This window comes from Flavobacterium piscis (assembly GCF_031457575.1).
In the GTDB taxonomy this organism is placed as follows: Bacteria; Bacteroidota; Bacteroidia; order Flavobacteriales; family Flavobacteriaceae; genus Flavobacterium; species Flavobacterium piscis_A.
On the sequence record NZ_JAVDWQ010000004.1, the window covers coordinates 56,248 to 81,696 of the forward strand.

General features: G+C 34.9%; 11 protein-coding genes. 7 read left to right on the plus strand and 4 right to left on the minus strand.

The window, feature by feature from the left end; translation table 11 throughout:
• Nucleotides 1-111 precede the first annotated feature (111 nt).
• The gene (locus tag J2W48_RS07345; RefSeq protein WP_310279907.1) at nucleotides 112-2,520 is read left to right on the plus strand and encodes a glycoside hydrolase family 95 protein; all 2,409 of its coding nucleotides are present in this window, start codon (nucleotides 112-114) and stop codon (nucleotides 2,518-2,520) included.
• 605 nt (nucleotides 2,521-3,125) lie between these two features.
• Here J2W48_RS07345 and J2W48_RS07350 read toward each other — a convergent pair.
• From J2W48_RS07350 to J2W48_RS07365, 4 genes are all read right to left on the minus strand, one after another.
• Nucleotides 3,126-3,629 (minus strand): hypothetical protein, encoded by a 504-nt coding sequence (locus J2W48_RS07350; RefSeq protein WP_310279909.1) that lies wholly within the window; start codon nucleotides 3,627-3,629, stop codon nucleotides 3,126-3,128.
• Between the two features lie 163 nt (nucleotides 3,630-3,792).
• The gene (locus tag J2W48_RS07355) at nucleotides 3,793-4,785 is read right to left on the minus strand and encodes a YaaC family protein (RefSeq protein ID WP_310279911.1); all 993 of its coding nucleotides are present in this window, start codon (nucleotides 4,783-4,785) and stop codon (nucleotides 3,793-3,795) included.
• A 178-nt stretch (nucleotides 4,786-4,963) separates the two neighbouring features.
• Complete coding sequence (locus tag J2W48_RS07360) at nucleotides 4,964-6,394, minus strand: hypothetical protein (RefSeq protein WP_310279913.1); 1,431 nt, start codon at nucleotides 6,392-6,394, stop codon at nucleotides 4,964-4,966.
• 14 nt (nucleotides 6,395-6,408) lie between these two features.
• On the minus strand, nucleotides 6,409-8,526 hold the full coding sequence (locus J2W48_RS07365; RefSeq protein ID WP_310279915.1) for an ATP-dependent DNA helicase: 2,118 nt from the start codon (nucleotides 8,524-8,526) through the stop codon (nucleotides 6,409-6,411).
• Between the two features lie 402 nt (nucleotides 8,527-8,928).
• Between J2W48_RS07365 and lacZ the strand changes: the two genes are divergently transcribed.
• The 6 genes from lacZ (at nucleotide 8,929) to J2W48_RS07395 (ending at nucleotide 25,156) form a co-directional block, all read left to right on the plus strand.
• The gene (gene lacZ, locus J2W48_RS07370) at nucleotides 8,929-12,045 is read left to right on the plus strand and encodes a beta-galactosidase, LacZ type (RefSeq protein ID WP_310279917.1); all 3,117 of its coding nucleotides are present in this window, start codon (nucleotides 8,929-8,931) and stop codon (nucleotides 12,043-12,045) included.
• 300 nt (nucleotides 12,046-12,345) lie between these two features.
• Entirely contained in the window at nucleotides 12,346-16,440 is a 4,095-nt protein-coding gene (locus J2W48_RS07375) for a hybrid sensor histidine kinase/response regulator transcription factor (RefSeq protein ID WP_310279919.1), read from the plus strand.
• Between the two features lie 239 nt (nucleotides 16,441-16,679).
• On the plus strand, nucleotides 16,680-17,924 hold the full coding sequence (locus J2W48_RS07380; protein ID WP_310279921.1) for a DUF2264 domain-containing protein: 1,245 nt from the start codon (nucleotides 16,680-16,682) through the stop codon (nucleotides 17,922-17,924).
• Nucleotides 17,925-18,199: 275 nt separating this feature from the next.
• Nucleotides 18,200-19,357 carry a glycoside hydrolase family 88/105 protein gene (locus tag J2W48_RS07385; protein WP_310279923.1) on the plus strand — a complete coding sequence of 386 codons (1,158 nt, stop codon included), beginning with the start codon at nucleotides 18,200-18,202 and terminating at the stop codon, nucleotides 19,355-19,357.
• Nucleotides 19,358-19,836: 479 nt separating this feature from the next.
• On the plus strand, nucleotides 19,837-23,163 hold the full coding sequence (locus tag J2W48_RS07390; RefSeq protein ID WP_310279925.1) for a SusC/RagA family TonB-linked outer membrane protein: 3,327 nt from the start codon (nucleotides 19,837-19,839) through the stop codon (nucleotides 23,161-23,163).
• Nucleotides 23,164-23,173: 10 nt separating this feature from the next.
• A complete protein-coding gene (locus J2W48_RS07395; RefSeq protein ID WP_310279927.1) occupies nucleotides 23,174-25,156 on the plus strand; it encodes a RagB/SusD family nutrient uptake outer membrane protein in 1,983 nt (660 codons plus the stop codon).
• The last annotated feature ends 293 nt before the right edge of the window (nucleotides 25,157-25,449 follow it).

The window sequence follows — 25,449 nt, forward strand, 5'->3', positions numbered from 1 at the left end:
GCGCCTTTTTATAAATATGGTCGGGCTATCCGCACTACTTCGGTAGTTAGCTCCTAATCCCTCACGCGGGTGAACGGTAAACAAGAATTTTTTAATATTTAAAACGCTAAGATGAACTCAACTTTTCTAAAAAAACTACTTCTGGTGTTCGTATTTGCATCTTTTTATACAAATGCAACAGCACAATCCACACATGTTCTGTGGTATAATCAGCCAGCCGAATTCTTTGAAGAAAGCCTGGTTTTAGGAAACGGAAAATTAGGCGCAACCGTTTTTGGAGGCGTAAATTCAGATAAAATTCATCTGAACGATATCACACTTTGGTCGGGAGAGCCAGTAAATGTAAATATGAATCCGGAAGCGTACAAAAACATTCCGGCCATTCGCGATGCGCTCAAAAACGAAAACTACAAATTGGCAGAAGAACTGAATAAAAAAGTTCAGGGAAAGAATTCCGAGAAGTTTTTGCCTCTTGGAACAATGGAAATTACGAATTCCAATAAAGGAGAAGTTTCCAATTATTACAGAGAACTTGATATTTCAAAAGCGATTTCAAAAGTTAGTTACGAAATTGACGGCGTAAAATATACCCGCGAATATTTTGTTTCGGCACCAGACCAGATTATAGTGATCAAACTGACCAGCAGTCAAAAAGGCGCTTTAAGTTTTGAGATTAATTCCAGCAGTTTATTAAAATCAAATGTTGTAGTAAAAAACAATGTTTTGTTCATGAACGGAACTGCCCCGATTAATGAAAATCCTGATTATGCAGTTGTACCGGAATTTCTTCTTGAAAAAGAAAGAGGAACACGATTTTCAACCCTGATGAAAATCAAAAATACGGATGGAACAATTATAAGTACAGATAAAACCATAGGATTAAAAAACGGAACCGAAGCCGTAATTTATGTTTCGATTGCGACAAGTTTTAATGGTTTCGATAAAAATCCGGCGACCCAAGGTTTAAATGATGAAAAAATTGTTTCAGAAAATCTGAATAAAGCCTTTTCAAAATCATTCGATAAATTAAAAGAATCCCATACAAAAGATTATCAAAAGTTCTATAATCGTGTCAGTTTGGATTTAGGAAAAACAACCGCTCCGGATTTAGCAACAGATGAACGTTTATTACGATATTCAGAAGGAGAAGAAGATAAAAACTTAGAAATCCTATATTTTAATTACGGACGTTATCTGCTGATCAGCAGTTCAAGAACCTTAGGCGTTCCGGCGAATTTACAAGGTCTTTGGAATCCGCATCTGAATCCGCCATGGAGGAGTAATTATACCATGAATATCAATCTGGAAGAAAATTACTGGCTGGCAGAAAATACCAATCTTTCCGAAATGCATTTGCCGCTTTTGAGCTTTATTAAAAATCTTTCGGTAACGGGAAAAATTAGCGCAAAGACATTTTATGGAATTAATGAAGGCTGGTCTGCTTCTCATAATTCAGACATATGGGCCATGAGCAACCCTGTTGGGCAATTTGGAAAAGAAGACCCGATGTGGGCTTGCTGGAATATGGCAGGCGCCTGGTTAAGTACACATATTTGGGAACATTATGTTTTTACTCAGGACAAAAATTACCTGAAAAATGAAGGTTACCCGCTGATGAAAGGGGCAGCCGAATTTTGTCTGGCCTGGATCGTAACGGATAAAAACGGGAATTTAATTACATCGCCCTCTACCTCTCCTGAAAACCAATATTTAACTCCTGATGGTTTTGTTGGTGCAACGTTTTACGGAGCAACAGCTGATTTGGCCATGATTCGCGAATGTTTCGATAAAACGATTAAAGCATCAAAAGTGCTAAATATTGATGCCGATTTCAGAGTAAAATTAGAAACGGCACTTTCAAAATTTCATCCGTATCAAATTGGAAAAAAAGGAAATTTGCAGGAATGGTATTTCGATTGGGATGATAAAGATCCAAGGCACCGTCATCAGTCACAATTATTCGGATTGTTTCCGGGCGATCATATTACGCCTGAGAAAACGCCGGATTTAGCAGAAGCATCCAGAAAAACACTCGAAATAAAAGGCGATGAAACAACCGGCTGGTCAAAAGGATGGCGTATCAATCTGTGGGCAAGACTTTGGGATGGAAATCGTGCCTATAAAATGTACAGAGAATTACTTCGCTATGTAGATCCTGACGGAAAGAAAACGGAGAAACCAAGAAGAGGCGGAGGAACATATCCTAATTTATTCGACGCCCATCCTCCATTTCAAATTGATGGAAATTTTGGAGGAGCGGCAGCTGTTGCCGAAATGCTGGTTCAGTCTGATGAAAACGAAATCAGGTTATTGCCGGCTTTGCCTGATGCTTGGGAAAGCGGTTCTGTAAAAGGCCTTTGTGCCAGAGGCGGTTTCGAAATTGCTATGGAATGGAATAACAAAGCGATAAAAAAAGTAACGGTGTTCTCTAAAATTGGAGGCAAAACAACGTTAATCAGCGGAGATAAAAAACAAAATATCACGTTAAAAAAAGGACAGAAATTAGAAATAAACTGGTAAGAATTGATAAAACGAATGTATTTCAAACCCGACAAATTTTTTAAGTTTGTCGGGTTTTCTTCGTGCGCCCAGCATGGGCGATAACTCTAGGGTGCAAGTCCCGAACATGCCTTTACAGTGGGAAGTGTTAGCTGAGTGCAAGGGTGTCCATCGCGAGGTGGAATCTGGAGGAAGCAGTAGGCAAACTCTTGACCTGACAAACAGGAAACTATACATAAGGACAGAAATGTTGGATAAAGTTGCAAATTCAAACTAAAGTCCCAAACTGTACGGAAACATTATGATAAATATAGCAAGCCGTTCGAAGAGTTGAGATACCTAAAGGGGAGGTAAAACAAGGTCACTTAGCATCCCTACTGTTGTAGACCGCTTAGTGCAATAAAGTATTGCTCAAATCCTAACACCTATTTACGAACAATAATTCTACTAAAATTGCAAATAGCCAGAGACGTGTGGTGTAGGGGGTACAATATGTGCAAACATTTTCCGTTCCCAATTGTTTCCCACGCCTTATTTTCTTTTAGGAAATGATTGATATTAGGGTTTTCTATTTTACGAATAGTTTTGCTAAAAATTACTCTATTTGCAAAAAAATAATTCTTAAGCTAAAGTTGTCTTTTATTGCAATCTTTTGTTCTTTCTTCTTTATTCAAAGTCCAAATATTAATTGCTGTACCTTCTAATTTATTTTCGGAATTAGGCTGAACTAATTCTATTTCTAAAATACTTTGTGTTGCAATTTTATAATCGGAACTTTCAAGTAAGTAGCCATTTACATAGACATTATTCTTTTTGCTAATTCCAAAAAACTTATTTAGTTCAGACTGTGTTTTAAAAGCAATTTTTTTATTTAAGGTTACAAAGAGAATTCCATTTTGACTTAAGTTATAAAATTTGTGTTCTTTTCGATTTGGTTTATCTTTTAAAACACTCATTTCAATTATCATTGTTTTATTTTTTGCTATAATAGTTTCATTTGCAATAATGTTTTTTTCAATAAGTATTATTGGACAATTATTTTTCGTAGCTGGTAGAGTATTATAATTTTCTTGCGAATATATATTAGAAAAAAAGAAAGTAAAGAGAAGTGCAATTAATGGTTTGTTCATTTCTATGGTTTTTTTAGTTATGCCCTAGTTCCGGTACTACAGCGGGTTTGGGATTAAATTAATCCTATTTTTTGGGATTAGCCAAGTAATCTCAAATACAAAACCAACTTCCCATTAAGCTAATTGCCCTAAATTCGTTTTAGTAGCTGTTAGTGGGTGGTACTTATTTTTCTTCGAACTTATATGGTGAGCTTATAAAGTCCATAATTATTTGAGGATATTTTTCTCCAAGGAAGTCCATTAAGTTTATTGCAAATGGTAGTACTCTATCGTCTTTAATACCATTAGTAATATTGTTCCAAGTTGTTGGGTAATATCTTGAAATTGTTCCAAAAATAAAGGATACGGCAAACATTTTAGAAATATCGTTTAAAAAAATCAAATTTTCAAAAGGAGGGATTACATATGGATCACCAATTACGCCAAATGAACTAACCCATTTTTGAGTTAAGTGTGGTGGTGCAGGACATTCAAATGTTATTTTGGTGGAATTTGAAGTTTTAGTTATTGTTTGATTTTTAAAAAGAATTTCTGGAAAAATTTCATCTACATTTTCTAATCCTTCAATTTCGATTAAAGTTTTATTTTCTATGTGCTTTAATGCTTTCAGTTGTTTTGTTGGAATATCGTTCCCTAACCACGATTCAACAGATTTTTTTAAGTCTGGAAATGAATAAGATAATTCTTTAAAATTAAATTCAAATTCTTCTGTAGGAATAAAATATTCTGAATGCCAGTTAATTGCACTGCTTCCAGCTCGGAAATAAGATATGTTTTTTGTCGAAGAAATTAATTCCCTAAAAGTGCCTGAAGATGTTTTTAGAATAATGTCTTCTAACTTTCCAGAAGCAGAAATATCACTCCAATTTTTAATTTTTAAACCATGTGATGGTATAATATTGTTTTCTCTTGATTTGCTATTTAGAATTAAAATTAAACCTCTACTTAATGCAACTATTCCATAATATTGCAATAATGGTTTTACTGAAATATCCGATTTTTTTGCAGACTCAAAATAACTTCTACCTTGTCTAAATGCAGATGTTATTTCAAAAGCTTTAGATGAATTTAGCTCGTATCCAAACTTTTTTTTAATGTGTCTTTTTACTAAATCTTTGCTTTCAAATTCTCGCAAAAAATGCCAAATATCATTCATAGTATTTTTTTATTTATCCAATTTTGGTTCACTTGTCACTAACGTTTTGCAGCTTGACTAAGTGGCGAATTTAGAGGTATTTACTTTCAATTAAGCACTAATGTTTATTAGAAAACCGAATGTTCAATTTAGTACTGAACCCGCCATTTTGCCAAACTGCTGTTATAGCCAGTAGCTTTTACGTTAATATTTTTTTTATTCTTGTCTGTTCCTTTTTGTCGTCTTTTGGTGGTAAAATTTCAAATTGCACTTTTGTTCCGACTGAAATTTCGGAAATTGAATGATAGTTTGGATTTACCGAAAAATAATATTCTTTTCCATTACTTTTTATGAAGCCAACTTTTCCACGTTCGTTGTCGTGCAATATTCTAACAATTTCGCCTTCAAAGTTTTTGTCTGTCGTTATTTTGTCAGACGTTTTTGTCTGCTGTGGTTTGAAAGTATCCCAATACTTTTGAAGTTCTTTTTTTAATTCTTTTAATTCTGTAAGTGGAACTTCTGTAAACGTAAAACCTCTTAATTCTTCAAATAGCTTTTTAGGTAATTTCCATTCTTCTGATTGTCTAACTAATTTTGAAAGTGTAAAATGCTTGAATGATAAATCTAATTTGTCTTGCTGTTTAAGGATTTTTCCAATCAAGTACAACAAATCAACTTTAAACTCTAAAGGACCAAAATTATTTATTGCATTTATAGCCATTTTAAACGCTAAATCACTGTTTCCTTTTTCAAGATATAATTCAGCTAATTCTTTTTGAATAAACCATTCACGTTTCTTTTTTAGTATTGTTTCAAGTTCTTGAATTGTATCTTCTGTATTACCAAGATTTTTTTTAGCTATTGCAACACGTCTTGAAAACCAGGCATCATTTGAGTAATGGAAATTTTCAATTTTTTCAAGAGCTTCTTTGGATAAATCTAAACATTCTTGCCATTCGCCTATTTTTGTTAATGCTTTTGTTTTGTAAGCATACCAATTCTCAAAATCAGAAGCCAATTCCATATCTTTTAATTGACCTTTTCTTTCGACTTGAATAGTTGAACATTCTTTTGAAAGGTTTTCGTTGCCTATTTTGTTGCAAAACTCATTTACTAATTTCCAATTTGGTGCTGGTTTTTTCTTTTCTGATTTTAAAACAATTGAAAAAAGATTAGATGATAGTGTCTTTGTGAAATCGTTGTTTAGCGAATTTAGAATAGGAATTAAAGTTTCAACATTTACAAGCAATTCACTTTTATCTAAATTGAAATTCTGATTGCCAATTTCTTCATCGTCCTCGTCAAAAAAATCTTCTTCGGTTGCTAAATGTCCATTAATTCCATTTTCAGCTTTATACTTTGCCCAAAGCAACCAACCGTAAGCACTTAAAATTCTTTCTTTTTGGTCAGAATTTATTTCAATACCATAAATGCTCAAAAATTGAAAACCTGCATCTAAATGATTTGCGTGTCTCAAACAAGAAATCATATCAGAAATGATATATAGATTGTTTGCTATTTGCTCTTTTGTGAAACTGTTTTTATTTTCTCTGAAATACGAAAGTGCTTCTGGAAATTTCTTTTCCTTTTTTAAAGTAGCAATTTGTTGGCTAAATTCAAATAAAGTCATAAGCTTACTTTGTTTTAAAGAAGTTCATTGATTTCGTCAACTAAACCAGTTGTTTGATTTCTGTCTATATCAAATCTTGTAAATCTATATTGCCCATTATAGTAAAAGCGATAAACTGCTTTCAAACCATTTTTCTGGAATGTATATACTTCTTGATAGTTGTGATGCTCAATTTTTATAATGCTAATGTTCTTCTCAAACATTTGTCTCTTTCTCAACTCGTAATGTTGCCTTAAAAATTCTTGCTCAAATTCAAATTCTGTTTCTTCTATTTCAACTTCCGCCAATATTATTATTTTGTTTTGTAGTTTAACAAGTTCCGTGTAAACACTCTCTATAAATTCCGTTGAGTTTGCAGGCTTTTGTATGGCTGTAATTTTATTTTGTCCGTTATAAGAGATTTTGAAAATAGCCGTTTCATTTCCTTGAGAAACCGTGTAATGTTCTAAATAACTTGTATGTCGAATGTCGCTGATGTTTACGTTTTCATCTTTTAGGCATTCACTTACTGTTAGATAAATACGTTTTACAAAAGCGTTTTGATTTGAAAAATCAAATGGCAATTCAATTTCTGAAATCTCTGTATTTAGAATAAGAATATCTTCTCGTGGTTGAAAGTTTACGATTTTAGGCGGTTGTAGATTACTCCCAATTGTAAAATGTGGTTCATCAAGTGTATAAAGATTTTCTTTTGCCCTTGTAATTCCTGTGTAAAGCCAACGGAAATAACTTGAATTGAAATAGCCCATTGAAGTTTTGCAATTCAAAAAAGTATTTGCCCATTCTCCGCCTTGTGCTTTGTGGCAAGTAACGGCATAGCCAAATTTTATGCGTAGAGCATTGAAATAAACATCACTTCTTATTGCGTCTCTAAATTCTTTTGTTCCCGATTTTAGTTTGTCATTTCGGATTTTGAAATCAATGTAAAGTGCCTTTAATTCATCTGAACTCAAATCTTTTTGATGTGAGTAAAGCAAGTTTTCTATGATTTTACATTCAATCTGGTGTTTCTTAAAATCTTCATCTGTAAATGTAATTGTAACGTTACGGAAAGTCAGCGGAACGCTGACTTCAATCGTTTCGTTTCTTCTGTTTTTACGTTTTAATTTTATTGTTCGGCTTTCATTTGTTGGCGCTACTTCGTTGACAATTCCAAAATCGCCATTTAAAAGTTCCATTTGCGGATAATTGTAATTATTGCTAACTAAAATTATTTTATCGCTTACTGTTATTGTAATTTGGCTTGGAAAAAAATGATTTCTGACAAAATCGTTATATTCTTTTACTGACGAGTTTGAATATGCAACAATTATTGTTTCCTCGTCAATTGTGTTGTTACAGGCTTCAAGATACTTTGATAATAAGTCTTCGTGTTTCGTTTTGCTTATGTCCTTAAAATTGATTTCAATATCAAGTTGATTGAAGATGTTTGTTTTTAATGCTTGTCGTATTTTGGTTGCATTGTGCAATATTCCGCTTTCGGCTTTTTGCCTTACAACTTCTGTAAGTTCAAATTCACTTGAAACAAGATTGCAGTGTTCCTGCAAATATTTTCCATCAAGTGCTGGCGAAAAGTTCATATTTACAGGTGGTAACTGTGCATTATCTCCAATAAATATTATTTTCTTATTGTGGTCATTATTATCAAAGTTGATATAATTAATCAAGTCTTTGAGTAGGTAACCTGAACCAAATCTAAAAAATTCGCCCTCCGAATAAACATTTGATAGCATTGAAGCCTCATCAACAATGTAGATTGTATTATTCAGATCTTCATTGTGTTTGAGTTCATAGTAAAATTTAAAAGTTTCAGTTCCGTCTTCGTCTTTTACTTTGAACTCTTTTAGGTCTTTACTTGAATAAATCGTTTTATGGATAGTATAAGCTTTACGCTTGGTTTTTTGCGAAATCACTTTTGCAGCTCGTCCTGTTGGTGCCGCTATTCTAAAGCTTCTTTTGGTTTCAGTCAGAAAGTCGGTAAGCCCTTTCATCATAAAAGTTTTACCTGTTCCTGCATAACCTTTCAATAGAAAAGAAGTAGAGTTGTCAGAAAGGAATTTTTCCAACTCGTCAAGAAGCCCATTTTGTCCAGATGTTAAAGTGTATGTTGAAAAAGTGTCTTTTAATGTCATTATTCGGACTGTTGATTTTTAGTAGGGTCGTTGTCTAGCTATTGGCTATAACTTATTCATATGTATGATAAAAATCAAACAAATCCACCCCTTTATTAGTTGGCTTTGTGCCATATAGGCCATTGATTATTATCTAGCTAATATAGAGAAATATTTTACAAATCATGAAACGAGTACAATATCGAAGTTGGCTTGCATAAAAAATCAGGACTCGTTTATAATATGCCTTATTTCAATTTGAAGGGTGCAATAATGTACATTTTAACTTTTTATTAAGGTGTATTGTGTTGTTATTACTAATATACCCCTTTTATTTTACTGTAATACCCCTCTTGTCTTATAGAACGTTACCTAAATTTGTGAACAGTAAATTTTAAAATCTGATTTTGTAAAAATATTTAAATGAAAAAAATTGTATTAGCACTTGCTTTGTTTTTGAGTCTGCAAAATAATTTCGCCCAAAGTAATGAATGGGAAAACCCTCAAATTTTAGACAGAGGAAAAGAAGCGGGCAGGAGCTCCTTTCTCTTATTTGGTAACGAAGCGGAACTGAAAGGCAACAATCCTCAAAAATCAGAATTATATCAAAGTCTAAATGGTAACTGGAAATTCAATATTGTTAAAAATCCATCACAAAGATCAATAGATTTTTACAAAACAGAATGGAATGATAGCGATTGGAAAAACATTCAGGTGCCTTCTAATTGGGAGATACAAGGTTATGATATTCCTATTTATACAAATATTACATATCCATTCCCTAAAAACCCTCCATTCATAGGTGGCGATTATAATCCGGTTGGGAGTTACAGACGTATTTTTACTGTAGCCGATTCCTGGAAAGACAAAGAAATCATACTGCATTTTGGTTCTATTTCAGGTTATGCCAGAGTATTCCTGAATGGAAAAGAAGTAGGTATGACAAAGGCATCTAAAACGCCTGCCGAGTTTAATATTACTTCTTTTTTAAAAAAAGGAGAGAATTTGATTGCAGTGCAGGTATTTCGCTGGCATGACGGGAGTTATTTAGAAGACCAGGATTTTTGGAGATTAAGCGGTATCGAGCGCGATGTTTATTTGCAGGCAATGCCCAAAACTACTATTTGGGATTATTTTGTAAAAAGCGAATTAGACAATCAATACAAAAATGGAATCTTTAATCTGGATGTGACTTTAAAATATTTTGAAAATAATAAAATTAAAAACCCGGTTGTCAAGGTTGAATTGTTTGACAAAGAAGGGAAAGTTGTTTTCTCTGAAAGTAAAAAAGTAAATGCAAAGGAGGAAAAAATCAGTTTTGCAAAAACAATTGACAATGTAAAACAATGGAATGCCGAAACACCAAATTCGTACCGATATACCATTACATTACTGAATGATAAAGGAAAAGTTCTGGAAATTATTTCTAAAAAAACAGGCTTTAGAAAAGTAGAAATAAAAGACGCTCAATTATTTGTTAACGGCAAAGCCGTTTTGGTAAAAGGTGTTAATATTCATGAACATGATGACGTCAAAGGCCATGTTCCTGTTGAAGCGACAACCATGAAAGATCTTCAGTTAATGAAGGAGCATAATATTAATGCGATTAGGATGAGCCATTACCCTCATGATGCCCATATTTATGATTTATGTGATGAATATGGTTTTTATGTTGTTGATGAAGCCAATATCGAAACACACGGAATGGGAGCAGAACTGCAAGGCCGATTTGATAAAACAATACACCCGGCATATTTGCCTGAATGGGCACCAGCGCATTTGGACCGCATCAAAAGAATGTTTGCAATAGATAAAAATCATCCTTCGATTATAATCTGGTCTTTAGGAAATGAATGTGGAAATGGTCCGGTTTTTTATGATGCCTACGATTGGCTAAAACAAACAGATTCAACACGTCCGGTTCAGTTTGAACAGGCAGGAGAGAACAGAAATACAGATATTGTAGCACCTATGTATCCGGGTATTAAAAGCATGAAAGATTACGCAAGTTCTGATAAAAACCGCCCATATATTATGTGTGAATATTCACATGCCATGGGAAACAGTAATGGTAATTTTCAGGAATACTGGGATATCATCAATAGCAGTAAACGCATGCAGGGCGGGTTTATCTGGGACTGGGTTGACCAGGGAATAAAAACTGAGAATGAAAAAGGAGTTACATTTTGGGCTTACGGAGGAGATTTAGGAGGAGAAAAATTGCAAAATGATGAAAACTTCTGTGCTAATGGTTTAGTGAGTGCTAATCGAATTCCGCATCCGGGTCTTTCTGAGGTTAAAAAGGTATATCAAAATATTGAATTTCAGTTTAATAATAAAACTGATTTAGTGGTAACCAATCACTTTAATTTTACCAATCTTTCTAATTACACTTTTAAATGGGAATTGATTAAAAATGGAGAAAAAGTAAAGTCGGGAGAATTTAGTTTAGACGCAAATCCCGAAGAAAGTAAAAAGGTGAATTTAGACTTAGGTTCGATTGATGAGAATTCAGAATATTTTTTAAATGTTTTTGCGGTTTCAAAATACGATGCTCCTTTGGTTGAAAAAGGGCATGAATTTGCCAGAGAGCAATTTGCAATAGGAAAAGGTTCTTATTTTAAAAACAGCAACATTGCAAAAACGAGTTCAAAATTAAAGTATTCAGCGAAAAATAATCTGCTTTCTTTTGAAACAGAAAATAGTACAGGAGAATTTGATTTGCAAAAAGGTGAAATTCTGAAATACATGCTGAAAAATGGAGCAAATACTATTTTTACCAATTTTCCGGAACCTTATTTCTGGCGCGCTCCAACAGATAATGATTTTGGTAACGGGATGCAAAATAAATTAGTGGTTTGGAAAGAAGCATCAAATAATCCAACTGTTGTAAGTGTTAATCTGGATAAAAATATTTCGGAAGGTTTGCTTATAAAAGTGGCTTATAAGTTAGCACAGGCAGATGTTCCTTACACTGTTGATTATCTGATTCAAAACAATGGATCGATAAAAATCACTGCAGCTATTGATTTAACTGGGAAAGATCTCCCTGAACTGCCACGTTTTGGAATGCGTTTAAAACTAAATGGGACTTATGATAATTTGGGTTATTACGGAAGAGGGCCCTGGGAGAATTATTCAGATAGAAATACAGCTTCTTTTCTCGGGCAATATTCAGACAAGGTACTAAATCAGTATACGAGAACTTATATCCGTCCACAGGAATCAGGTTATAAAACAGATGTTCGCTGGCTGACTTTAAAAAATGCTAACGGACAAGGTTTAAAAATTGAAGGACAACAGCCGATTGGTTTTAGTGCATTAAATATTTCTACTGAAGATTTGGATCCCGGGAAAAACAAGTCACAGCGTCATCCGTCAGATTTGGACTTAGATTCAAAAGAAGCAGTTTATCTTCATTTAGATTATAAGCAAAGAGGTGTTGGTGGTGACGATAGCTGGGGAAGGCCTCCTCATGATCCTTATCGATTACTGGATAAGAAATATTCTTATTCTTATATAATTTCATTGGTTAAGTAAGTTAGTGGTTTTGTGTTTGAGGAAACCTATGATATTTTTCATAGGTTTTTTCTAATTTAAGAGATTAAAGAACAGATATTTTTTTATTAAAATAATATGTGGTTCAATTGTTATTATTTGATAAAAACATACATCAAAAAGTATAAATTTGAGTAAATTATCTTTATACTTTTAGAAATCAATGTCATAGTGAGCGGTGTCGAAGGCTTTTTATATACAAAGGGCTTCGACACCGCTCAGCCTGACACTTATTTTGAATTACACTCAATGGGTTATAATTGACTCCAAGCACTATATATTTTGAAAAATAGAATTCTGTTATTTTTAATGCTTTTAGTTTATTTTACTGCTAAACCACAAGCAGCAGGGACTTCTATTCCAAATTATGAGAAGGAAAAATATGACATTGGCTACATTGGCATTAAAAACGGACTGGCTAATAATGCTGTTACCTCTGTTTACAAAGACAAGCGGGGTTTAATGTGGTTTGGAACTTATGACGGAATAAGCAGATATGATGGATATAATTTTTTAAATTTCAGAAATGATCCTAATGATGCTAATTCGCTGATTAATAATAGGATTGTAAGTGTTTGTGGTACTCAAAATGAAATTTGGATTGGTACAAAAGGAGGAATTAGCATTTATGATTATTTGAGCAACCGCTTTAATACAAAGTATTATATAAATGCCAAAACTTCTAAGAGTGAGCCAATAGATTTTGTTATTAACGAAATCAGGGATTATAAATCAAATATGTACATAGCTACTGCTGGCAGTGGTTTGCTTTATTGTGCAGGAAAACAAGAAAAAATCATTCAGATTCCGCTTTATGTAAAAGGAAAATTGCGATGGGATTACCATGTTGAGGGAATGGATTTTGATCGATCCGGTAAATTGTGGTGTTTTGTTTCGGGGGTTGGTCTTGTAACTATGGAAGCATCGTCAAAAAAACTTTCTGTAGTGTTTTCTGATGTTATGGGTGGAGGCTGTGTTTTATGTGATAAATTTTCAAATGTTTGGGTAGGAATTGAAGAAGGCTTATTAAAATACAATACCATAAACAAAACGCATCATGTTTATGCTAATCAGAAAATTCGATATCCTGTTTCTGATTTGATGTGTAAACCCGATAAAAAAGAACTTTGGATTGCTACAAATGGTAATGGGATAGTGAAATACAAGTATGCTTCGGATACTTTTTCCTTATTAGGTGAAAGTTTGAATGAAGAAAAACTCAATAGTAATGCAATTTCATCCTTATGTTTAGATAATGTTAATCGGGTTTGGATTGGAACTTTAAGAGGAGGTGTTAATAAGATTGAAGAAAGAAAAAGTCCTTTTACCACAGTTTCGAAAAATGAAAAAATAAAGAATACCTTACCCAGTGATTTCATTCTCTCATTTTCAGAGCATGACAGTAATCATCTTTGGATAGGAACAGATGGCGGAGGTGCAAGCTTGTGGAACAGAAAGAATAATACATTTGCAAATTATTCTTACAATTCAAATAACCCTAATACTCTATCTAATAATTTTGTTTCGGCAATTGTAAAAGACAAAAAAGGAACCTGGTTTGCAACCTATGGCGGAGGGGTTAATTTTCTTAATTCCGAGACTCATAATTTTAAAAAATACAATCTTTTTAATCCCAAATTAAATCTAATTCAAAAGAATGCCTGGGTTTTATTTCGTGCCAAAAATAATGTATTATGGGCAGCTTCTCCGGATGAAGAAGGATTGTATCGTTATAATGAAACAAATGATAAATTTGATTTTGTTGATGCAAAAATCAGGGGAATCATTACAATTGCAGAAGATAAAAATGGAAATCTCTGGATAGGGAATTTTACAAAATTGTTTCAACTCAATCCAAAAACAATGAAACGGAAAGAGATTTATGTAAAATATCCTGTAAGATCTATTGTTTCTCATTCTGCAACAAAAATGATTGTAGGCACCGAAGGAGGAGGTTTAATGTTTTTTAATCCACAAACTTTAAAGGCAAGATTCCTGACCCAGAACAACGGGCTTCCAAATAATTCAGTTTTAAATGTTGTTCAGGACAATCAGGGAGCTTACTGGTGCAGTACCTATAACGGGATATTTGTATATAATGCAGATAGTGGTAAAATCACAAGTTATTATGATACTGACGGGCTTCAGAGCAATCAGTTTAATTATAATGCCGCATTGAAACTTTCTACAGGAGAAATAATTTTTGGAGGAATTAAAGGGTTTAATATCATTGATACCGAAATGAATAGTCAGATTCACGACTTTCCAAAATTGATAATAACGTCTATAAAAGTAAATAATAAAGTTTTTGATCATTCGGGTTTAGCTTCTTTTGGAATTGATAAACTAAAATTACCCTATGATGAATCGATGCTGAATATCGACTTTGCAGCTTTAGAGTACAGTTTGCCTGAAAAAATATCGTATGCCTATTTTTTGGACGGATGGGATTCGCAATGGCATTATGTTGATAATATCAGAAGTGCCAATTACTCCAGATTAACAGAAGGAGATTATGTGTTGAAAATTAAATCTACTAATGCTGAAGGGGTTTGGAACACCAAAACGATTTCCTTGCCTATTACGATATTGCCGCCATGGTACAGAAGTGGTTGGGCTTATTTATCATATGCACTGTTTATCGCTTTTATTATTTATTTAGTGGATAAATACCAGCGTCAGCAGGCACACCTTAAATATGAAGTAAAACTTTCTCAGGACCTGGCAAAACAGGAGAAAGAACTGAATGAGAAAAAATTAACCTTTTTTACTAATATTTCTCATGAGTTCAGGTCGCCTTTAACCATGATTATTAATCCTCTAAAAGATATAATCTACGGTACTGACCAGCAAATAGATCCCGGTGCGATAGAAATGGTGTACAGCAATTCAAGAAGATTACTGAGCTTGGTTGACCAGCTGCTTCTTTTTAGGAAAACAGAAACAGAAACCGGAAAACTTAAAGTTGGACAAATCGATATTGTAGAACTTGGTAAAGAGGTATTCAGCTGTTTTGTGCATCATGCCAAAACAAAAAAAATAGATTACAGTTTTAGCATTTCCGAAGAAAAGCTATTCGTTTATGTAGATCGGGAAAAAATAGAAATGGCTCTGTTTAACTTGATTTCGAATGCTTTAAAATTTACCGAAAAAGAAAATGGAAAGGTTGTGGTCAGTTTGCGATGCTCAGATAATGAAGTTATTATAAATGTTATGGATAACGGAGAAGGGGTTTTGGATGCTGATAAAGACAAAATATTTAATTTGTTTTATCAGTCCAATAATAATATCAAAAACAACCGAAAAGGATTTGGTATCGGTCTTTATCTGGTCAAACAGTTTGTTACCCAGCATCATGGAGAAGTAAGCTGCCGCGATAATGAAAACGGTGGAGCCATTTTTGAAATTAGATTGCCTCTTGGAAAAGAGCATTTTGGAGACATAGAAATTCGGGAAGATTTAAGCGACAGGACCTTATTTTTAGAAGAAGCTTTAGAGGATACAGTAATACAGGAAAATATATTAGAAACAATTGAAACGCCTGAAAATGGCAATGATTTAATAAAGGATGCAAAAAGTATTTTAGTAGTAGATGATAATGCTCAGATAAGGAATTATTTAAAGCGAATATTAACTCCAAAATATCATATTACTGTGGCTGAAAGTGCCGAAGCAGCTTTAGGCATAATAAAAAAAGTACAGCCCGATTTAGTTATTTCGGATGTGGTAATGGGAGAAATGAACGGGGTAGCCTTTTGCAAGCATATAAAAACAGATGAAGAGTTAAAGCATATACCTGTAATATTGCTTACAGGAGGAACTTCGGAAGAGGTAAAGCTGAAAGGTGCCGAAGTAGGGGCGGATGATTACATTACAAAACCATTTGATAATGAGTATCTATTAGCCCGAATTAGCGGAATATTTGCCCGACGGGAGAGTGAACAAAATTACATGCTTAATTCAGTTACAAAAAATACGGCAAGTCTAAAATTATCAGATGAGGATAAAAAACTGATTGATAAAATAGTCGATGTGATTGATGCCAATTTAGATGTGGAAAATTTTAATGTACATGATTTAGCATTTCACTTAGGAATGAGCTATTCATTAGTTTATAAAAAAATTAAAAAAATTACGGGTAAATCGGTTTCTGAGTTTACGCGAAATGTACGATTACGAAAAGTAGCCACCTTGTTAATCACTACCGATTTACAAATAAGTGAAGCCGCTTCAATTGCCGGTTTTGGCGATATTAAATATTTCAGGAAACATTTTCAGCAATTTTATAATTTAAATCCTTCAGAGTTCAGGAAGAAGTACCAAAACGTAAAGGACAATAAATATATATTGAATGAGAGTTTTTGGAAATCAACCTGATTATAGGCTGAGACTAAAAACTAAACCACTATGGACTGAAAGTCCATAGGATTATGTTGGCAGACTGAAAGTCTGCAAGGTAGTAGCACTTATTTGTTAACCACAAATTACACAAATTAGCGCTAATTTAATTTGTGTAAATTTGTGCAATTTGTGGCTAAAATATTTTTAGAAGCTAAAGCAAAATGTACTAAAGTACATAGTTTTAAACTATATCTGAGACCAATAAATAAAAAACTATGAATAATTATTTGAGAAAGGTTGTTTTAGCAGGGATAATTTATTTTGCAGCTATTAGTAGTGTACAATCACAATTGAAAAAACCTGAAAAAGATCCGCCTAAAAAAGTGCGTGAATTTTTTGTGGCTTCTTTAGTTAAAATTGGAGATCCTGTATTAGATGCGTTAAGCAAAAATCAATTGAAACAGCTGATGCCGGTAGAAAAATCACCAGGAGCCTGGGACGACAGAAAACATGTGACGTATTTAGAGGCTTTTGGAAGATTGCTTTCCGGAATGGCGCCCTGGCTGGAATTAGGTTCAAACGAAACTCCGGAAGGAAAATTAAGGGCGAAATATATTGATTTAGCCCAAAAGTGTATTCATAATGCAACTGATCCGAACAGCCCGGATTTTATGAATTTTGTAAATGACAGACAACCTTTGGTAGATGCCGCTTTTTTTGCTCAGGCTTTGCTTCGCGCGCCAAAACAACTTTGGGAACCATTGGACTCAGCTACAAAAGAAAACGTGATTAAAGCATTAAAATCATCCAGAAAAATTGAGCCTTATCGTAGCAATTGGCTGCTTTTTGCAGGAATGGTAGAAGCAGCCATAATTAAATTTGATAAAGATCCGGATAATAAACGACTGGATTATGCTTTGGAAGAACATAAAAAATGGTATTTAGGTGATGGTACTTATGGTGACGGCCCTGATTTTCATTGGGATTATTACAATAGTTTTGTGATTCATCCGATGCTATTAGACATTTTAAATGTGCTCAAAGAAAAAAATAACGACTACAAAACTGATTATGACACAGAGTTAAAAAGAGCCAGACGCTACGCTGCAGTTCAGGAAAGACTCATATCTCCTGATGGAACTTATCCGCCAATTGGAAGATCGTTGGCCTATCGTTTTGGTGCTTTCCAGTTATTATCTCAAATTGCACTTTGGAAAGAACTGCCAAAAGAAGTAACTCCTGCACAGGTACGCTCGGCCTTGTATGTCATGATTCATAACCAAATTAAGGCAAAGGGAACTTTCGATAAAAACGGCTGGCTTCAAATTGGGTTTTACGGACATCAGAATAATATTGGCGAAGGGTATATTTCAACAGGAAGTTTATATTTGTGTTCAGAAGCATTTTTGGTTTTGGGTTTACCGGCAACAGACCCGTTTTGGAGTAATGCTTACCAGCCATGGACACAAAAGAAAATATGGTCCGGACAGGAAATTTCAATTGACCATGCTTCAAAATAACCAAACCTCTGCACTGAAAGTGCAGAGGTTTGGTTGGCAGACTGAAAGTCTGCAAGGTTGCAGTACTTATTTATTAGCCACAAATTACACAAATTTTCACAAATTAATTAGCGCTAATTTGTGTAATTTGTGGTTAAAATATTTTTAGAAGCTAAAGCTAAATGCACTAAAGTGCATAGTTTTAAACTACTTCTGAGACCAATAAAAACCTTGTACTAATTCAAAATAGGTCAGGAGAAGTCCTTTCTAAAAATACTAATCTAATCTTATAACCAATGAATGTAAAAAAATCACTTTTATTAATATTAACAACTTCAATTTCTCTGGCAGTATTGGGTTGTAAAAGTACCGCAGTAAAGCAGGAATCTGCAATAAAGCAATCAAAGGCAGAAGTTATTTCGATTATTGATAAAGTAAATAATCACTGGCAGGAGACGCACCCGGAACCTGGCAATGCTTTTTGGCATGTTTCGGCCTATCATACCGGAAATATGGAAGCATATAAAGTAACCCAAAACAAAAAGTATTTAGATTACTCATTGGCCTGGGCAGAAAAAAATCAATGGATGGGAGCTAAATCGAATGATAAGTCAGAATGGAAATACAATTATGGAGAAAACGACAAGCATGTCTTGTTTGGCGACTGGCAGATTTGTTTTCAGACTTATATTGATTTATACAATTTTACAGGTAAAAATGATCCTCGTAAAATTGCACGTGCACGCGAAGTTATGGAGTACCAAATGAGTACTGACGCCAATGATTATTGGTGGTGGGTAGACGGATTGTATATGGTAATGCCGGTGATGACAAAGCTATATAATGAAACCGGTAATGAAATGTATTTAGAAAAATTACATGCTTATTTAATGTATGCCGATAGTATAATGTATGATAATGAGGCAAAACTATATTTTAGGGATGCTAAATACATTTATCCAAAACACAAAAGTGCAAACGGGAAAAAAGATTTTTGGGCCAGGGGAGGCGGATGGATTTTTGCCGGATATGCCAAAATTATTCAGGATTTGCCAAAAACAGCGAAACATAGAGAGGAATACATAAACCGTTTTAAAGATATGGCCAAAGCTTTGGCAGATGCACAGCAAAAAGAAGGATACTGGACAAGAAGTATTCTGGATCCTGAACATGCTCCGGGGCCAGAAACAAGTGGTACCGCCTTTTTTACCTATGGCTTTTTATGGGGAATAAACAATGGTATTCTGGATAAAAATACTTATTCACCTGTAATAGAAAAGTCATGGAATTACCTGACAGCATTTGCCCTTCAGGCAGATGGAACAGTGGGATATGTGCAGCCTATTGGCGAAAAAGCGATTCCCGGACAAGTTGTCGACAAAAATTCTACGGCTGATTTTGGTGTTGGTGCTTTTTTGCTGGCAGCATCAGAAATGTATCGCTTTGTAAAGTGATTTGAATAAACTTTTTAATAATTACAGAGGCTGTCATTTTAGACAGCCTTTTTGAGTTTTTGGCAGTTTTAATTTCTATATAAATTTTACCACAGAGATTACAAAGGTCACACAGAGATTCGCAAAGAATTATTTATACTTTGTGAAACTCTGTGAAAAAACTCTGCGTTAAAAACAATAACCTGTAGTTAATTTATAAACTCTCTATAAATTATACATAATGTATTTTAAAATCTTGTTTTTTATCATAGAGGTAAAAAAAGTGTTTTAGATAGTAAAATACTGATTTACCCCTTTTATAATGTTGTAATTACCCCCCTTTACTTTTAAGTGTTGCGTTAGATTTGTATTGCAATCTATATGTTAATTACTTGATAACGTGTGTTTAAAATTTAAATTGTAAAAAACACACTAATTGTTGTGATATCTATATTTTGCAAAAAACTTAACTAATTAATAACCAAAAATTACAACCAAAGATGACAAATTTTATTAGGAAAATCAAAGCTCCTGATTACATATCCGGATTTGATTTTAAAAAGAAACTTACCCTGTTTTGTGTATTGGTTTCTTTATCTCAAATGCAGGTATACGCTGCTGGCTTTAGCAGCATATCAGTAATGGAAAAAACAGAGCAGCAAAAAAGTATTACCGGAGAAGTTAAGGATCAAAATGGTTTGCCACTCCCGGGAGCCTCTGTTTCGATAAAAGGAACTAAAATAGGTACAATAACAGATTTTGACGGTAAATTTAGTTTAGCAGGAGATGAAAATTCAGTATTGGTAGTTTCCTTTGTTGGGTATGTAACCCAGGAAATTCCCGTACAAAACAAATCCAACATTATTGTACAGTTAAAAGAGAATGCTGCTTCATTAGAGGAGGTGGTAGTAGTGGGATACGGTAAAATGAAGAAAAAGGATTTAACCGGATCAATTGTTCAGGTTAAGCCGGAAGCTTTAGCCAATCAAAATCCACAGACCGTTCAGGATTTATTGCGAGGTGTACCTGGTCTGAAAGTTGGATATTCAGCTGATGCAAAAGGAGGAGGTTCTTTGCAGGTTCGTGGACAAACGTCTGTTTATTCTGCAGGAAATCATAATTCACCGCTTATTATTTTAGACGGAATGCAATTCTACGGTGAGCTTTCAGAAATTAACCCTGATGATGTTGGACAAATAGATATCTTAAAAGATGCTTCAGCAACAGCTGTATATGGTTCAAGGGCAGCAGCTGGTGTTATTGTTATTTCAACCAAAAAAGGAAAAGCGGGTAAGCCTGTCATTAACGTTACTACAAACACAACGATAGTTAACAGAAGTGCTTATCGGGATGTGTATTCTCCGGAAGGGTATATAAAATATCGGGAAGATTGGGAAACTGCCAAAACGTATGGCCAAAATACAGCAACCGGAAATTACGAGGCGTGGATGACAGGGACAGCTGCTGGTAAAGCTGGGTATTATACAAACCCGGACCAGCTGGATCAGTATGGTATAACCCAGGCCCAATGGTTAGCTTATCAACCCGTGGGACAAACACAAGGAAAAAGCCTGAAAGAAGTATGGGGACTCCGTCTGGGTATTATTGACGCCATGCTTTTGAAAAATTTTACAGAAGGAAAAACACACGATTGGTATAACAGTACTTTTAGGACAGGAATTAATTATGACAATAATTTAAGTGTTTCCGGAGCAAGTGATAAAGTAAATTATTATATGTCATTAGGTTATTTAACTTCAGAAGGAGCTATTCAGGGCAATGATTATGCAGCAGTCCGGGCAAATATGAAAGTGGATGCCAAAATTACGAGTTGGCTTGAATTTGGAGCGAATATTAATTTTCAGGATCGTACAGATGGTGATATAGCTGTTGGTACCGGAACTAATTATTGGGATGCCAATATGTTGAGAAACAGCCCATTTTCTAACTTTAGAGATGCAAACGGTGAATATGAGAGACAACCGATGGGACAAACTATTGGAGGGTATAATTATTACTATGACCGCCAATTTATGGAACTCGAAAAAGGATTTACTGTGTTGAATACCATTTTTAATACCAGGATAAATTTGCCTGTGGGTATTACGTATTCATTTAATGTTGCGCCACGCTATCAGTTTTTTCACAACCGTTATTTTCAGTCATCAGGTCATAAAGGATGGAATCCTGCTAACATAGGAGTAGACAGGGAAAGTGGCAAAAATTTTACGTGGAACCTGAATAATACCTTGGCCTGGGATTATACATTTGCCGAAAAACACCATATCATAGCTACTTTTGTTCAGGAAGCAGAAGAACTTCAAACATGGTCTGATATTATCAGAGCACGTAATATTCAGCCTTCTGATGTCTTAGGGTTTCACAATACTTCCAATGCCACTCTTTTAAACAGTTCCTTTTCTACTACAGATACCCATCAGACAGCCGATGCATTAATGGCCAGACTTTTTTATTCGTTTGATAATCGTTATATGATTACCGGAACAGTACGCCGTGATGGATATTCAGCATTTGGGGCTTCGTTTCCATATGCAACTTTTCCTTCTGTAGCGTTAGGATGGAACTTTAACAAAGAAAGCTGGTTCAGTTGGGATACAATGAGTACAGGAAAATTACGCCTCTCATGGGGGAAAAACGGGAACAGATCGCTTGCTGATCCTTACATAGCTTTAGCCAACTTAGGTTCAGGTACCGGAGCAACAATGGGATATATCGATGCTTCAGGAAACATTGTGGATACTAAGTACCTGGCGATTGATCGTATGGCAAATCCAAATCTGCAATGGGAAAAAACAACTGCAACAAACATCGGCCTTGACCTTGGTTTCTTAAATGACCGAATTACAAGTACTATAGATATTTACAGAATGGTCACCAATGACATGATTATGAGTCAGCGTCTGCCTGGTTTCTCCGGATTTGGATCAATTGCTACCAATCTTGGCGAAGTAGAAAATAAAGGGATCGAAATAAGCTTAAGTTCTTTAAACATAAAAAATCCAAACTTCGAATGGACTACTGCCATTGCTTTTTCATACAACAAAAATACCATTAATGCATTATATGGCAATATGGAAGATATTAAGGATGCTGATGGTAATGTTATTGGAGCCAGAGAGTCTGATGACAGGACCAATGGATGGTTTATTGGTAAACCAATTTCTCAAATCTGGGATTATAAAGTAACCGGGATCTGGCAAAAAGAGGAATGGGAGGAAGCTGCAAAATACGGACAGCGTCCCGGTGACCCAAAGGTGGAAAACAGCTATACTGCCGACGATATTAATGGGAAACCAACTTATAATGAAAAAGACAAGCAATTTTTAGGAGAAACAGCACCACCAATTAACTGGTCACTACGGAATGAATTTGTATTTTATAAAAATTGGAATCTGGCCATTAATATGTACTCCTACATGGGACATAAATCGCTTGACGGACGTTATATGAATACTTACAACGATGGGAGTTTGTATACGAACAACTACAATCCTTTTGTAAATCCGTATTGGACCATTGATAATCCAACCAATGACTGGGCACGTCTTGATGCCAGGGGACCTGCAGGAGCCGGGACGGCAAAATTATATGACCGCAGTTTTATTCGTTTAGACAATATTTCACTGGCCTATACACTTCCTAAAGATCTTTTAGATCGCCTTCATGTTAGGAATTTCAAAATTTATGCTTCGGTTCAAAACGCTGCAACATGGTCTGCTTCCGGCGAATGGAAATATTACGGAGACCCGGAAACAGGGGGACTGGCGACACGAATGTTTAATTTAGGCTTTAACGTTTCACTTTAATAATTCAACAATGAAAAGATATATAAAAAATAGCATCTCAACACTAGCACCTTTAGTAGTGGTTACTGCTTTTCTGGTTTCCTGCTCAAAGGATTTTCTGGAGCCCGATCCACTTTCGTTTTACGAACCTGAAACTACATTTACTACTGAATCCGGTTTACAGGCGACTTTAGCAATAGCCGATAAAGCACTGCGTAATAATTATATTCATTACAATTATGCGGGTAATAGTGTGCCTATCGGTACAGAATATGTTTTCTCTGATATGGCAAAATATGGAAAGACAGACAATACCAGCACTATTGCTGATTTTGCTAACACCATAGTTCCAACCGGAAGCTTTAAAACAGCGACAAATGATGATTTTTACCTGGGATTTTACTGGGATGAAGGCTATAACGGTATTAAATACGCCAATACTGTACTGACCTATATTGATAATGTGACGAGTCTATCTCAGGAAGTTAAGAATAGGTATATCGGTCAGGCTTATTTTCATAGAGCATACCGTTATTTAAATTTAGTATATCAATTTGGGGATATACCGCTAATTACCAAAATTTTGGAGGTCCCTAAGCAAAGTTATTATTCTACAAAAAAGGAAGCGATCATCGAAATGATTACTGCAGACATGGAGAAGGCTGTAGAATGGGTTCCGGAGCAATCAAAATTGCCTTATCTGGGTTTGGTTAATAAAGGGGCATGCCGTCAGTTATTGATCAAGTGTTATCTGGCTTCCGGCAGATTTCAGGAAGCAGAAGCACAGGCCAATATTCTTATTGATCAGTCAGGTTATTCCTTAATGCAGAGCAGTTTTGGAACTTTTGACCCGGGAGGAAATCCACAAACATGGACAATTACAAGAAATGTCGTTTGGGATTTACACAGGCCTGAAAATAAGATTATTGCTGCTAATAGAGAAGCCATAATGGTAATGCCCAATGGTGGTGTACAATCCTTTTTAGGTTTTGCTTCTATGAGGATTTTTGGTCCAAACTGGAATTCGGGTACAGTTACTACTCCTGATGGCAAACAAGCAGCAAATCGTTTTCCCTCAAACAATGTAAATTATCAGGCTAATTATGATTACGCACGAGCATTCGGACGTGGTATTGCTACAATTAGTGCTTCTTATTATTCGCAGCACCCTATGTGGGTTGTAAACGGTATTGAAGACAAGCAGGATCTTAGGCATAATAGCACTGTTGGCAACTGGGTAAATATGGAAGATCTTAAATACAGTGATAAGACTTCTGCATACTATCAGCAAAATTTCAGATTGAAAGAAGGAAATGTTATACTATCAAAAGATACCCTTCGAGAATGGTTTGATTTTCCGTTGTATAAGATCTACCTGCATGATGTTGTAAACGAAACCAATCCAAATGCAAATGATTTTCAGGGAGCCAGTACCGGAAGTAAGGCACATTGGTACTTATATCGTTTAGCCGAAACGTATTTATTAAGAGCCGAAGCACGTTTTTATCAGGGCAATATTGGCGGGGCAACTCAGGATGTAAATACGATCAGAGCCAGAGCAGGTGCTTCTCAAATGTATGGACAGGTAACTATAGGTGATATTTGTGCAGAAAGAGGAAGGGAACTTTATCTGGAAGAGTGGAGAAATGTAGAGTTAAAACGCATTTCGCATTGTCTCGCCCTTAGCGGAAAACCGGATGAGTGGGGCCAGACATACAGTTTAAGCAATTGGGATAAACAATCCGGAACAGACGCAGCCGGAGGCAGTTATTGGTACCAGCGTATTGCACATTATACCCTTTACAACAAATACCCAAGCGGAATTGTTGTGCCAAATGGTACCAAGTTTTATACTATGGACAAGCGTAATAACTACTGGCCAATTCCAAACAGCGCCATAACGGCTAATATTAAAGGGAAATTAAGTCAGAACTATGGTTATGATGGTTATGATCCTAACGTGAAGGTTTGGGATAAATGGCAGGATGCTGTTGTAGATGAAGATATACTTTAGTATTGCAAAACCAATTTGAATATATACAAATAATTACTTTAATTGCTGAAAGTTACCTAACCGTTTTAAGTGTTTAAACAATGGTACTTCATTTTGAAAAGATTTAAATTTTTGCCCCTCAATTAATAGTTTTAAGAAGTATTGGCCACGAAGGCGTTATTCGCAAAAGTATAATGCCTGTGGCCTTTATGAAACAGGATTTCTTTTTTATCCCAATCCAGTTACAATTCACATGAATCAATACATTTTTACAGGTTACTAACCGCAGGAATCATTTGGTTTCTGCATCAGAT

Excerpts from the sequence above, each read along its gene's own strand:
- J2W48_RS07385 (WP_310279923.1), top strand. The coding sequence starts at position 18,200 with ATGAATGTAAAAAAATCACTTTTATTAATATTAACAACTTCAATTTCT.
- J2W48_RS07380 (WP_310279921.1), top strand. The coding sequence starts at position 16,680 with ATGAATAATTATTTGAGAAAGGTTGTTTTAGCAGGGATAATTTATTTT.
- J2W48_RS07345 (WP_310279907.1), top strand. The coding sequence starts at position 112 with ATGAACTCAACTTTTCTAAAAAAACTACTTCTGGTGTTCGTATTTGCA.
- J2W48_RS07355 (WP_310279911.1), bottom strand. The coding sequence starts at position 4,785 with ATGAATGATATTTGGCATTTTTTGCGAGAATTTGAAAGCAAAGATTTA.
- J2W48_RS07365 (WP_310279915.1), bottom strand. The coding sequence starts at position 8,526 with ATGACATTAAAAGACACTTTTTCAACATACACTTTAACATCTGGACAA.
- lacZ (WP_310279917.1), top strand. The coding sequence starts at position 8,929 with ATGAAAAAAATTGTATTAGCACTTGCTTTGTTTTTGAGTCTGCAAAAT.
- J2W48_RS07350 (WP_310279909.1), bottom strand. The coding sequence starts at position 3,629 with ATGAACAAACCATTAATTGCACTTCTCTTTACTTTCTTTTTTTCTAAT.
- J2W48_RS07390 (WP_310279925.1), top strand. The coding sequence starts at position 19,837 with ATGACAAATTTTATTAGGAAAATCAAAGCTCCTGATTACATATCCGGA.
- J2W48_RS07360 (WP_310279913.1), bottom strand. The coding sequence starts at position 6,394 with ATGACTTTATTTGAATTTAGCCAACAAATTGCTACTTTAAAAAAGGAA.
- J2W48_RS07395 (WP_310279927.1), top strand. The coding sequence starts at position 23,174 with ATGAAAAGATATATAAAAAATAGCATCTCAACACTAGCACCTTTAGTA.